This is a genomic window from Paraburkholderia sp. Ac-20340, from assembly GCF_017104965.1.
In the GTDB taxonomy this organism is placed as follows: domain Bacteria; phylum Pseudomonadota; class Gammaproteobacteria; order Burkholderiales; family Burkholderiaceae; genus Paraburkholderia.
In genome coordinates this window covers 209580-222024 of the sequence record NZ_JAAGPR010000004.1, presented here as the reverse complement: position 1 = coordinate 222024, position 12445 = coordinate 209580, and the positions used below count along the sequence as shown (strand labels likewise).

Genomic DNA, 12445 nt, shown 5'->3' with positions numbered 1-12445 from the left:
GCTTCGTTCGACGCGCCTCGATTGCGTCGATGGTTGCTGTCGCGCTGGCGGGCGCGATCGACGCACACGCCGCGCAAACCGCCCAGGCCGCAGCCACCGCGCCGCTTGACGTCTCCATCGTCTATCTCGGCAATCCCGGCGACGCGGGCTGGACGTACGCGCACGAACGCGGCATTAGCGCCGCGCAGAAGGTGCTGGGCGACGAAATGAAGCTCAAGCGCATCGAGAACGTGCCTGAAAACGCCGATGCCGAACGCGTGTTCCGCGACCGCGCCGCGAAGGGCGACAAGGTGGTGATCGGCACGTCGTTCGGCTATATGGACGCGATGATGAAGGTCGCGCGCGATTACCCGGACACCGTGTTCCTGCATTGCTCGGGCTACAAGAGCGCGCGCAATTTCGGCAACTTCAACGGCAAGGTCTACGAGTCTGCGTATCTGGCCGGCGTGGTCGCGGGCTATACGTCGAAGACGCATGTGCTGGGCTTTGTCGGTTCGGTGCCGATCCCGGAAGTGATCCGCAATATCGATGCGTTTGCGCTCGGCGCGCGTTCGGTCGCGCCGCAGACGGTCGTGAAGGTCGTGTGGGTCAGCAGCTGGTTCGATCCGGGCAAGGAGCGCCAGGCCGCGGAAACGCTGATCGGCCTGAACGCCGACGTGCTGATGCAGAACACCGATTCCACCGCGACGATGAGCGTGGCCGAAGCGCATCATGTGCACGCGTTCGGCTGGGATTCGGATATGAGCCAGTGGGGGCCGCACGCGCATCTGGGCTCGGTGGCGTATGACTGGAGCAAGTATTACGTGAAGGCGATCGAAGCGGTGCGCCAGGGCACGTGGACGAATCAGCCCGTGTATTGGGGCGTGAAAGAAGGCATCACCGATCTCGTGCACGTCAACACGCAGGCCGTGCCGCCCGAAGCAATGCGCGCGCTGGCGCAACGTCGCGCGGCGCTGGTCGCGGGGACGCTCGATCCGTTCGCGGGGCCGATCAAGGATCAGAAGGGGCAGACGCGCGTGGCGGCGGGCACGACGCTTTCGGCGAATGACGCCAACCGGCTCGACTGGTTTGTCGACGGCGTGCAGGGCAGCCTCGCGCAATGAGGTTGCGCGCGCAACGAGGAGAGTGACAGATGCAGACGAATGAAGACGCGTCGCGCGACGTGCAGGTCTGGAACGACTGGCATCCCGTGGCGGCGCTCGACGGCGCGCGTGCGGGGCGCACGCGCCTGCTCGGTGTAGATCTGGATTTCGATCTGGATGCCGACCCGCGTGACGGTATCGTGCGCGCAGTGCGTGTTACGCGCCGCGATACCGGCGCGCGCTGTCACGCCCACGCGCAGCATGGCGTGCTGTGGGCGTGCCTGGGCGAGCCGCGTGCGGCGATTGTGGAGATTCCCGAAACGGCCGAACCGGATCGCCGTCTGCTGCATGCGGGCGCGTTTCGCGTGCATGTGAGCGGGCTGCGCGCGGTCGAGAATTTTCTCGACATGGGGCATTTTCCGTTCGTGCACACGGGTTATCTGGGCGTCGAACCGCATACCGAAGTCGCGCCGTATCGCATCGAGCACGACGAGGCGAACGACGAACTCTACGCGCGCGATTGCCGTTTCTATCAGCCGCGCGCGGCGATGACGGCGGATGCGGGGCTCGACGTGCAGTACGTGTATCGCGTGGCGCGGCCTTTTATCGCCGTGCTTTACAAGACCTGCCCGCCGCAGCCGTCGCGCTTCGATGTGATCGCGCTGTTCGTGCAGCCGCTCGATGAAGCGTGGTGTGTCGCGCACACGGTCATGAGCTATCTCGACGATGCGAGCCGCGACGAAGAATTGCGCGGCTTTCAGCAAACCATCTTCGCGCAGGACATCAAGATTCTCGTGAACCAGGTGCCCAAACGTCTGCCGCTCGACGCGGGCAGCGAGCATCCGGTGCTGGCCGATGCGATGTCGGTGGCGTACCGGCGCTGGCTGCGTGCGCGCGGCGTGATCTATGGAACGACATCGGCACAAGGAGCGCAACATGAATGAGGCGAAGCAGGAGCCGTTGCGCTGGTATGCGCTGTGTACGGCGGGCGCGCTCGATAACGCGGCGATTCATCGGACCGAACTGGCAGGCGTCGGGCTCGTGGTCTGGCGTGCCGACGATGGGCGCGTCAACGTCTGGGAAGACCGTTGCCCGCATCGCGGCGTGCGTTTGTCGCTCGGCCATCATCGCGGCGACACGCTGCAATGCCAGTATCACGGCTGGCAGTTCGCAAGCGGCGAGGGCGCGTGCCGCATGGTGCCCGCGCATCCGCAGGCGAGCGCGCCGCCGATCCGCGTGAGCACCTGGCCGGCGATCGAGCGCCACGGCTTCGTGTGGACTTGCCGGACTGCGCACGGCGAAACACCGGCGTTGCCGGAAATCGATTCATTCGAAGGCGTCACGGCAAACGCATGCGCGCCGCTGCGCAGCACGACCATCGACGCCGATCTCGCCAGCGTGCAGCGTGCGTTGCTGGCCTACGTATTGCCGAACGCCGATGCCGCCGAATGCGCAGCCTTCGAAGGCGAGTGCGAGACCTTGACGGTCGAATCGCTCGATGGCGCGGCAGCGTCGGCGATCTTCGTGCTGCAGCCTGTGCATGCGGGCAAGACGCGCGTGCACGGCATCGTGCCCGGCGACTTCGACGCGGCGCAACGGCTGGCGCTGCAACGCGCGCATCAGACACGGCTCAACGCGCTGCGCGATGCGCTGGAAGCGATGGCGGTAGTGGCGACCGAAACATCGGCAGAAAGTGAGGCCGTATTCAGATTTGCCGAAGCGCCTGCATCAGCGCGCATCGCGCCAATCGCACAACCTCTCGTGCGTATGGATATCGCGCCGCGCACACCTGTGCAAAGCGCGCCGCAGACGACACAACCAGGCGACGACGAAGAGCGCGCCTTCACCGTGCATCTCGCCCGTAGCGGCGGCAGCGTCGAGGTGCCCGCGCACACGAGCCTGCTCGACGCGCTGCGCGCACAGGGCGTCGATGTGCCGACCTCCTGCGAGCAAGGCGTTTGCGGCACCTGCCTGACGCCCGTGCTCGACGGCGAGCCGCTGCATCGCGACGCATGGCTCGACAATCGCGAACGCGCCGCCAACGACTGCATGCTGGTGTGCGTTTCGCGCGCACGCACGCCCACGCTGACGCTCGACCTGTGAGGCCGCCCATGCTCAAACTCTACGATGACGAACTGTGCGGCGACAGCTACAAGGCGCGCCTGCTGATGGGCCTGCTCGGGCTGGAAGCCGAACGCATACGCGTCGAGCGTTATCCGTCGCGCCAGCACGATACGCCTGCGTTTCGCGCACTCAGCCCGCTCGGCGCGCTGCCCGTGTTGCAGGACGACACGACCACGCTCGCCGATGCGCACGCGATCCTCGTGTGGCTCGCCCAGCGCTACGACGCAGGCGGCACATGGTTGCCTGCGAACGACGCTCGCATCAGCGCGCAAGTGCAGCGTTGGCTGGGCGTGGCGACGTCGCTGTCGCAAAGCGTGTTCGCGCGCCGCGAGCAGGTGCTGCACGACATCGGCGCGCCGTTGCCGCCAGCGGATCGCGAAGCGCGGCCCTTGCTGCGTCTGCTCGACGAAACCTGCTGGTTCAACGAGGCGATGGGCACGCCGTTCCTGTGCGCCACCCGCATGCCGACTATCGCCGATATCGCCTGCTTTGTGCCGGTCGCGTTGCTCGACGAAGCGCAGATCGATACGATCGACTATCCGTCGCTGGCCACATGGTGCGCGCGCATCAAACGTCTGCAAGGCTTTGTGACGATGGCGGGCGTTTATGCGGCGTATTCGTGATTCGAGGTGAGCGCTTCAGGTCAGCACCGCCGTATCGCGCCGCGTGGCGGAAGAAGGCATCAGCACGGCGGCCAATGCAACGGCAATCAGGCAACCGAGCACCACTTCCTCGATGCGCAGAACCGCGAGCGCGACGATGGCGAACCCAAGCTCGCCATACACCAGACCCACGAGCAGCGTGATAAAGAAAACGCCGCGCGCGTAGGCGTGCAGGATGAAGTAGGCCCAGCCGAACACGGACAGGACCATCAGCGCCACCAGCATGCCCGGCGTGCCTTTGAAGAGCGACACCAGCAGCACGCTGGCGGCCGCGCCCAGCATCGTGCCCACCAGCCGCTTGCCGACGCGCGCCAGCGTGCCTTCGCGCGAATGCGTGCCGAGGAACACGACGAACGTGCTGATGACCGCCCACATCGAACGCTCGGTGGACATTTCGTCGCCGGCCAGCAGCGCCAATAGCGCCGCGATCGTAGCCAGCGCGGCAGGCCGCCACGCAAGATGATGGCGATGCCGCGCAAGCATTGCGAGATCGGTTTGCAGAAGGGCGCGTATCGAAACCGGTGCCGATAGAGGTTGTGCTGCGCCCTTCGGCGGCAACAACACGCGCCCGACGCAGACAATCACGGGCAGCGCGAGCAGAGAGAGCGCAAGCATCGCATCGAGCGCATGCGGCGCAGGATGAAGATAAAGCCCCAGATAGAACGCCACGAGCGCGAGCAGGGCGCAACCGGTGGCGCGCGGTCCCAGCGCATGGCAGAGCATGCCGAGGAACACCATCGACAATAACAACGCGCCGCTCAGGAAGGGATGGGACGCGCTAAGCGCGGAAAGCGTAAAGCACGCGCAGGTGCAGACAAACAGCAGCGCCAGCGACACCAGCCAGTCCGACATGCGCCGCTCCCGCAGGAAAAGCGGCGCGATCATCGCGAACAAGGTGGCGAGCGCGGCCAGTGTGATGGCCGAATCTCGCGCCATCAGCCACGTCATGCACAAGGTTGCCGTCAACAGGCAAGCGAGCGTCGAGCGCGTCGCCATATGAAGACGCGAGAATTCCGGGTCGCTTGTTCGCGCCCATTCGCGTACGCGCGCATACACGGCAATCATGTTCGATGATCTCCGGTGTTACCGGCGATGCAGCTTGTGACTGCAAACCGGTGTGCCGCCAGGATGGCCGGCGTTGAGAGAGCGCCCGGTCCCGTTACGCGGTTTCGCGGGGATCTCCCACGAAAGCCGGCAGGACGGACAGTGGCCCGCTGCGGCGGCTCGATCGAAGGGTAGCGATGCGAAGCCGCCGGTTCAGCGGATTGGCGCATGATAACCGGCCAAAATTCGCGCGAGGCGACTGGCGACTGCGCGCCCGATGCACGCTGGGTATGCATATCACCGTCCTGCGGTCAAGGATGCCTTCGGCGAATCGCCAACAGTCGGCATGCCGTTCATCGCCGGAAAAACAACGCGAAATGGCCATACGCGCCCATACACGCGCGCTGCGCCGCTGCGAGCGCGTCAGTTTCGATTTCTTGAATTGAGAATTTCAGCCCCTGATTTCTAGCGACTTTTGATTAAACCTAGACTGCCCTCTCTGCTTCGGCGTGAACGGCCGGCAGAACCGTGCAAGGCCGCGACGACGGCGCAGCGGTGAAACGCTCTAATTAATCCAGAACGTATCTGAAGGGTATCGATGAAGATCAAAAAGACCGCAATGTCGGTAGCGGCCATGACGCCGCTTTTCCTCCTCTCCGTCGCCGCACACGCGCAAAGCAGCGTCACGCTGTATGGCTTGATCGATGAAGGCCTGAATTTCACCAGCAATGCCGGCGGCCATTCGGCGTGGACGATGGCCAGCGGCGACACGGCGGGCAGCCGTTGGGGCCTCAAGGGCAGCGAAGATCTGGGTGGCGGCTACAAGGCGATCTTCAAACTGGAAAACGGCTTCAATATCAACACCGGCAAGCTCGGCCAGGACTCCAGCATGTTCGGGCGCCAGGCATATGTGGGTCTGTCGTCGGACCGCTACGGCACGATCACGCTGGGCCGCCAGTACGACACGAGCGTCGACGATTACGGCTTCGCGAGCCTGACCGCAGCCGGCAACTGGGCCGGCGATATCGCCACGCACCCGTTCGACAGCGATAACGCGGACTGGGATTTCCGCGTCAACAACGCGATCAAATACGTCACGCCGACGTATCGCGGCCTCACCGGCGAAGCCATGTACGGCTTCAGCAACGAGGCGGGCGGCTTCGCCAACAACCGCATGTGGGGCGCGACGCTGAACTACCAGAACGGCAACTTCGCGGCGGCGGCTTCGTACCTGAAGATGAACAACCCGGGCCTGACGACGAGCGGCGCGATCACCTCCGGCGATCTGTTCGACGGCGCTTCGCAGCAGACCATCGGTCTTTCCGCGAGCTATCGCTTCCCGAAGGTGGCGGTGGCCGCCGCGTGGTCGCATGTCGATGTCTACGATCCGACCAGCAACGTGTGGCTCGAAAACACCAGCCTCGCGAACGGCGCAAGCTGGAACTCGTGGAAGTTCGACAACTTCGAAGTGAACGCGCAGTACTTCTTCACGCCGACGCTCTGGCTGGGATCGACCTACACCTTCACGATGGCGCACCTTTCGTCGACGGCGGGCAGCTACGTGCCCAAGTGGCACCAGATCAGCATGATGCTCGACTACGATCTGAGCAAGCGCACTTCGCTCTATGTTCAGGGCGCATGGCAGCATGTCGTCAGCGCGCACACGGGCACGGACTTCGACGAAGCGCAGATCGTCGATGCTTCGGCAGGGGCGTCGTCGGGCGTGAACCAGATGGTGTATCGCGTCGGCATCATGCATCGCTTCTGATGGCGTAACGCTAGGCTTCAGGCAAAAAAAGGCCCTGGCGGGTTCCAGCGCCAGGGCCATCCAACGAGGCATGTGCCTCGGCCATCACACCTGGGGGTGTGAAACTGTGAAAGCGATCATGCGGCGTTAACCCACGACGGACCAGCCGCCGCCCAGCGCCTTGTAGAGCGCAACCAGCTGCTGGCGCAGCGCCATATCGGCCTGGACCAGATGGTCTTCGCCCGTGAGCAGCGCACTCTGCGCGCTATCCACTTCCAGATAACTCGAACTGCCTTGCTGATAACGCTGCGTGGCAGCGGCGAGCGCCGTGCGATCGTGATCGACCGCCTGCGCGAGGTCGCTGCGACGGCGCTGCGTATTGCCGTAAGCGGTCATCGCGTTATCGACATCGCGCCATGCCTGCAACACCGTCTTCTGATACGCGATAGCGGCCTCGCGCTGCTGCGCGCGGCGCAGCTTCAGCATGCCGCGCAGGCGGCCGCCCTCGAAGATGGGGATATCGATGGAAGGCCCGATCGAAAACGCGCGGCTCGGCAGGCCGAACAGATTGCCGAACTGCAGACCCTCGGTGCCGACGCTGCCGGTCAGGCTCACATCCGGATAAAACGACGCCACGGCCACGCCGGTCTGCGCAGTGGCTTCGTGCAGACGCGCTTCGGCTTCGCGGATGTCCGGGCGACGGCGCAGCAGTGCGGAAGGCAAGCCTGCGGGCACGCTCGGCGGCAAGAGCGGCAGATTCTTGACGGGCGCAAGCTCGCCTTGCAGTGCGCGAGGTGGTTGCGCGAGCAACAAACCGATTGCGTTGATGCTCTGCTGCTGCGTGGTCTGCAGATCGGGCAGCAGCGCGGCGATCGATTCGCGCGTCGCTTTCGCGCGCGCCACGTCGAGCGTATTGCCGATGCCGTTGGCGTACTGGTTTTCGACCAGCGTGAGCGAATGCGTGGCCGTGTCGAGATTGCGCTGCACGATCGCTGCGCGCGCCTGAGCGCCGCGCAACGTCATGTAGTCGTCGGCGAGTTCGGCGAGCGCATCGAGCGCCACGCCCCGGCGCGCTTCGTCGGCGGCGGCGCTGCCCGCATCGGCGGCTTCGACGGCGCGGCGCACGCGGCCGAACAGATCGAGTTCCCACGAAGCGGAAAGGCCCGCGCTCCAGTCGTTGTATTCGAGCGGCGCGCCAGGCGGATGCGAAACCAGCGTCGAAGTGCCGGTCGCGCTCACGCGTTCATGCGCTTGCGAAACCGACGCGCCCACATTCGGCATGCCCGCCGACGCGGTGACGCGCCGCGCGGCCTGCGCTTCGATCACGCGCTCGCTGGCGCTGGCCAGATCGAGATTCTGACGCACGAGACGCTGCACGAGGCTGTCGAGTTCGGGGTCCTGGAAGTGCGTCCACCAGGTTTCGTCGATGGCGGCGGTGGTCACATCGCTCGTACCGTCGCCGGGCGTGACGTGCCAGACCGAAGGCGCGGGCGGCGTGGGGCGCTCGAACTGCGGGCCGACCGTGCAGCCCGCGAGCAACGCGCCAACCACGCCGATCAAGCCGATCAAGCCGGCGATCGAAATGCGTTTGCTGCCGCTTCGTTCAGGATTGCGAATGACCATGTTCATGCTCCATCCGCGGCGCGGTGGTACGTGTCGTGGACGTTGCCCACGACATTGGCGTCGTTCGTTTCGACGGTCGTTTCCACCGACATACCCAGACGCAGCAGCGCGGCCTTGGGCTGATCCGCCGCGAACACGATTTTCACGGGCAGACGCTGCACGATCTTCGTGAAGTTGCCGGTGGCGTTGTCCGGCGCGATGGGCGCGAACACGGCGCCCGTTGATGGCGGCACGCTATCGACCACGCCATTCAGGTCGATATCGTAAGCATCGACGTGTACGCGCACGTGCTGGCCGGGCTGCATATGCTTGAGCGCGACTTCGCGATATTGCGCTTCCACGTACATGCCCTTCGCGGGCACGAGCGCCATCAGCGCCGATCCGGGGCTCACGTAGTTGCCGGGTTCGGCGGCGCGCTCGCCCACCACGCCGTCCATCGGCGCGACGATGCGCGTGTAGCTCAGGTTCAGTTGCGCCTGCGCGAGCGCGGCTTCATCGGCGTGCACGGTGGCGATCGCCGCTTCGTGCTGCGCCTTGAGCAGATCCAGTTGATGCTGCGCGGCGCTCACGGCCGCACGCGCCTGCGTGAGTTGCGCGCTTTGTTCGCGCAGGGTGGCATCGGCGGCTTCGGTGTCCTGCTTCGAACCCGAGCCGAACGCCGCGAGGTTGCGATAACGCGTGGCGTTCGATTGCGCGAGCGCGAGGCGCGCTTCGATCTGCTGGACCTGCGCGCTGTTCTGCGCGATCACATCGGGCTGGCGGGCCACGGATGCGCTTGCGTCGTCGACCTGGGCGCGATCGCGATCGAGTTGCGACTGCGCGCGGTCGACGGCAGTGCGGTAATCGTGGTCGTCGAGCGTCGCGAGCAACTGGCCCGCGTGCACGGTCTGGTTGTCTTCTACATCGACGGTGGCGATCTGGCCCGCCACGCGCGGCGCAATCGTCGTGTAGTGCGCGGTGATGCGCGCATCGTCGGTCCAGACATTGGCGCTCGGGCCATAGATCTTCCAGCCGGCGGCACCGGCAAACACCACCACGACGGCGATGCCGGCGACGAGCGGCACACGGCTCTTTTTCGGCGGCGTTGCTTTCGGCAAGGACGGGGGCGTGGCGGGCTGGGCCGCAACGGCGGCGGGTTGGGTCATATCGTTCATGGCAAATCGGTAGCGTTTAACTCTTGCGTTACTTCTTCAGAAGCGCGATGCGCGGCGGCCAGGTGCGTTCGGGCAACACCAGCAGCACGACGAAAATGAGGGTGGCGACGCCCGCGAGCAGCAGATAGTCGTCGCTCACGACCATCACGGCGCGTTGCACGTCGATGGCGTGCGCGAAGCTTGCGAGGCTGCCTGCGCTGCGTTGCGCGCCGTCGGCGAGCAAGGGCGGCAGATGCTGCGGGTCCAGCCCGCCGCTCGCCTGCAAGGTCGAATAGCGCTGCGTGCCCGCGCTTTCCAGCAGACGCGTGGCATGCAACTGGCCGCGAAAACGCGCCATCAGCGTGAGCAGGCAGGCGCCGATCACTTCGCTCAAACCGCGCGGCATGTTCACCAGCGACGAAGCAAACGGACCTTCCTGCGGCACGAGCGCATTAGTCGCCATCATCAGCAGCGAGAGGACCACGCAGGCCTGACCGAAACCGGACACGGCCTGCCAGAGATAGAACTGCTCGCGGCTCCAGCTGGAATCGAGCTGGCTCGAACCGAGGCACGCAGCGATCAGGCACAGCAGGCCGACGCCGTTGATCCAGCGCGCGTCGATCCATTCGATATCGAGCAGATTGACCACGAGCGGCAAAAAGATCAGTTGCAGCGCGGCGACTTCGGCCATCACGGTCCAGATCTGCAAGGGGCGAAAGCCCTGCACATCGGCGAGATATTCGGACGGCACGGTCGAACTCGACATCGCCACGATCACGAAGCAGAACAGCGTGAACACGCCATAGGCGAAGTTGCGGCGCTTGAGCAATTGCGGGCGGAACAGCGGAATGGTCTGGCGGCATTCGTTGATCACCAGCAGCGGCAACGCAATCGCGCTGATGAGCGCCAGCGTGCAGATGAACTTCGATTCGAACCAGTCGAGACGGCTGCCGTGCTGAAGCATCGTTGTGAGCGCACCTAATCCCACCACCACGAGCAGCGTGCCGGGCCAGTCGTACTGGCGCAGGCGTTCATAGTGCGGCGGGTCTTGCGGCATGCCGTACCAGACGCACAGCGCGGCGATCGTGCACAGCGGAATCGCCTCGAAGAACACGAACTGCCAGCCCACCACATCGGTCCACAAGGCGGACACGGCGGCGCTCAGGTTCGGGAAGAAGGTCGCGGTGAGCGCGTAGCACGCCAGCCCCCAGAGGCGGATATTCGGCGTGAGGTACTTGAGCGCCGTCGTCATCAGCAGGGGAATGGTGAGGCCGTGCGCGAAGCCTTCGACCGCGCGCAGCGCGAAGAAACACGTTTCGTTGGGCGCGAGCGGCAGGAGCGCGGTGGCCACGCAGTTCAGCGCGATGGCGAACAGCACCATGCGCTTGAGCGTGACCGCCGCCGACCAGCACGGCGACAGCGCCATGCCGATCACCATGCCCGAGAGGTACAGGCTCTCGATCCAGATCCCCGGATCGTGGCCGATGCCGAGCGCACCGCGCACATCGATCATCGCCGCCGAGCCCACCTGATCATTGAATTCGGCGGACATTGCTGCCACGATGACGCCGCCAAGCCCAATCAAGGGTTTTTTGTCCAAAATCATTTCCTTCTAACAACACGCGTTGGCGCTGCCACGCCTCGCGTCGATAATGCAGATAACCGCAATGCGGTGCAATGTATCACAATATGGTTATTGGGTGCGCTGACATCCCGGTGGAAACATGGTCAAGAAAAACGCAGCGGTAATCCCTCCCGCAGATCCCGCGAACACATCCCACGACGAGCGCGGCGACGACGCGCGCTCGGGCATTCAGGTCATCCGGCGCGCCGTGGGCGTGCTGCGCGTGCTGGCCGAACAGGGCCACAACGGCCTGAGCCTGGGCGCCATCGCCGCACGCGTGGCGTTGCCGCGCTCGACGGTGCAGCGCATCGTCGGCGCGCTCGAAGACGAAGGCATGGTCGCGCCCGCGGCTTCGGGCGGCTTCTGCCTCGGCCCGACAATGGGCGTGCTCGCGCGCGGTCTCGACGCCGATCCGGTCGAAGCGTTCCGCAGCGAAATGAGCCGCCTGCTCGCCGAACTCGACGAATCGGTGGTGCTCACCACGCTCGCCGACGGCCGCGTGATCGTGCTCGAAACGCTCAGTTCGCCGCGCCCGCTGCGCGTCGTGCTGCCGAAAGTGCTCGAAGTCGATCTGTTCACCAGCGCGCCCGGCAAGGCGATGCTCGCGATCCTGGCCGACAGCGCGCGTGACGCGCAGATCGCCGCCGCGTGTGCGTGCGGGGGATCGAATCCGGGCGTCGATCGTGCGGCGCTGGACGCGGAACTCGCGCAGGCGCGCCGCGACGGCTACGCGATCGAAGAGGACGAACCGTTCGACGGGATTTCGGCGCTGGCTATCGCGCTGGAAATGGGCGGCAAGCCGTACTCGATCGTGGTGACGCTGCCATCGGCGCGATTTGCTTCCGAGCGCGCGGCGATCGCGCTTGCGCTGGCGGACAGTGCGCGACTGCTGGCGCGGCGCATTTCGGGCGCGTCAGCCTGAGACCGGAGTGGCGGCGGCGTGCTCCGCGTGGCGCTCCCACGTGGTCTTGCTGCCGAAGGTCGTGCGGTTGTCGGTGAGCTTCAGGCGCAGCAGATGAATGCGCCAGAGCGGCGCGGGCATGCCGGTCGCAAACGGAAAGCGCGCGTGGTAGAGCTTCAGGCCCGCGCGCCGTTCGGCTTCGTCATCGACCACGCGTGCGAGGCCGTAAAACTGCATGCCGGTGATCTCGCTGAGCGTGGACGGCTGGCCCGCGATCGTGCCGGCCACATGGCAATTCGCCAGCAGTATGCGGGCGTGCTGCGTCTCCAGATGACCGAGGATCGCGAGGCTCGCCGTGGCCTTGTCGAAGGCGAAGAAGGCGTTGGCCGCCCACGGCACGTCCTGGCTGCAGACGGCGAGCGAGAGCACGTGATGCGTGTGCAGGAAATCGGCGATATCGGTGGGCAAGGTGTTCATGGATTCAATTCCCGATGCGCTTGAAAGC

11 protein-coding genes are annotated in these 12445 nt (G+C 65.3%); 6 read left to right on the top strand and 5 right to left on the bottom strand.

The window, feature by feature from the left end:
- The first annotated feature begins 29 nt into the window (after positions 1-29).
- Genes G3N59_RS08165 through G3N59_RS08150 form a run of 4 tightly spaced genes read left to right on the top strand, consistent with a single transcriptional unit; the run spans position 30 to position 3829 of the window.
- The gene (locus G3N59_RS08165) at positions 30-1103 is read left to right on the top strand and encodes a BMP family ABC transporter substrate-binding protein (RefSeq protein WP_241023291.1); all 1074 of its coding nucleotides are present in this window, start codon (positions 30-32) and stop codon (positions 1101-1103) included.
- A gap of 29 nt (positions 1104-1132) precedes the next feature.
- Entirely contained in the window at positions 1133-2026 is an 894-nt protein-coding gene (locus tag G3N59_RS08160; RefSeq protein ID WP_205982054.1) for an aromatic ring-hydroxylating dioxygenase subunit alpha, read from the top strand.
- A complete protein-coding gene (locus G3N59_RS08155; protein ID WP_205982053.1) occupies positions 2019-3185 on the top strand; it encodes a Rieske 2Fe-2S domain-containing protein in 1167 nt (388 codons plus the stop codon). The genes G3N59_RS08160 and G3N59_RS08155 overlap by 8 nt, the downstream gene beginning before the upstream one ends.
- A gap of 8 nt (positions 3186-3193) precedes the next feature.
- Positions 3194-3829: a glutathione S-transferase family protein gene (locus tag G3N59_RS08150; protein ID WP_205982052.1), complete on the top strand. Its 636-nt coding sequence runs from the start codon at positions 3194-3196 to the stop codon at positions 3827-3829.
- A gap of 15 nt (positions 3830-3844) precedes the next feature.
- Here G3N59_RS08150 and G3N59_RS08145 read toward each other — a convergent pair whose 3' ends face one another.
- Positions 3845-4933 (bottom strand): FUSC family protein, encoded by a 1089-nt coding sequence (locus tag G3N59_RS08145; protein ID WP_205982051.1) that lies wholly within the window; start codon positions 4931-4933, stop codon positions 3845-3847.
- A 598-nt stretch (positions 4934-5531) separates the two neighbouring features.
- On the opposite strand from G3N59_RS08145, the gene G3N59_RS08140 reads away from it, so the two are divergent.
- Positions 5532-6680 (top strand): porin, encoded by a 1149-nt coding sequence (locus tag G3N59_RS08140; RefSeq protein WP_241023290.1) that lies wholly within the window; start codon positions 5532-5534, stop codon positions 6678-6680.
- Between the two features lie 126 nt (positions 6681-6806).
- On the opposite strand, the gene G3N59_RS08135 is transcribed toward G3N59_RS08140, so the two are convergent.
- From G3N59_RS08135 to G3N59_RS08125, 3 genes are read right to left on the bottom strand one after another with little or no spacing between them, the layout of a single operon-like run.
- A complete protein-coding gene (locus G3N59_RS08135; protein WP_205982049.1) occupies positions 6807-8288 on the bottom strand; it encodes an efflux transporter outer membrane subunit in 1482 nt (493 codons plus the stop codon).
- Positions 8285-9436, bottom strand: coding sequence for an HlyD family secretion protein (locus G3N59_RS08130; protein WP_205982048.1), 1152 nt, complete (start codon positions 9434-9436; stop codon positions 8285-8287). The genes G3N59_RS08135 and G3N59_RS08130 overlap by 4 nt, the downstream gene beginning before the upstream one ends.
- A 28-nt stretch (positions 9437-9464) precedes the next feature.
- Positions 9465-10967 carry an MFS transporter gene (locus G3N59_RS08125; RefSeq protein ID WP_205982047.1) on the bottom strand — a complete coding sequence of 501 codons (1503 nt, stop codon included), beginning with the start codon at positions 10965-10967 and terminating at the stop codon, positions 9465-9467.
- Between the two features lie 172 nt (positions 10968-11139).
- Between G3N59_RS08125 and G3N59_RS08120 the strand changes: the two genes are divergently transcribed.
- Positions 11140-11961 (top strand): IclR family transcriptional regulator C-terminal domain-containing protein, encoded by an 822-nt coding sequence (locus G3N59_RS08120; RefSeq protein WP_205982046.1) that lies wholly within the window; start codon positions 11140-11142, stop codon positions 11959-11961.
- Here the strand turns inward: G3N59_RS08120 and G3N59_RS08115 are convergent.
- A complete protein-coding gene (locus G3N59_RS08115) occupies positions 11953-12417 on the bottom strand; it encodes a pyridoxamine 5'-phosphate oxidase family protein (protein ID WP_205982045.1) in 465 nt (154 codons plus the stop codon). The two genes, G3N59_RS08120 and G3N59_RS08115, sit on opposite strands and share 9 nt — an antisense overlap.
- Positions 12418-12445 lie beyond the last annotated feature (28 nt).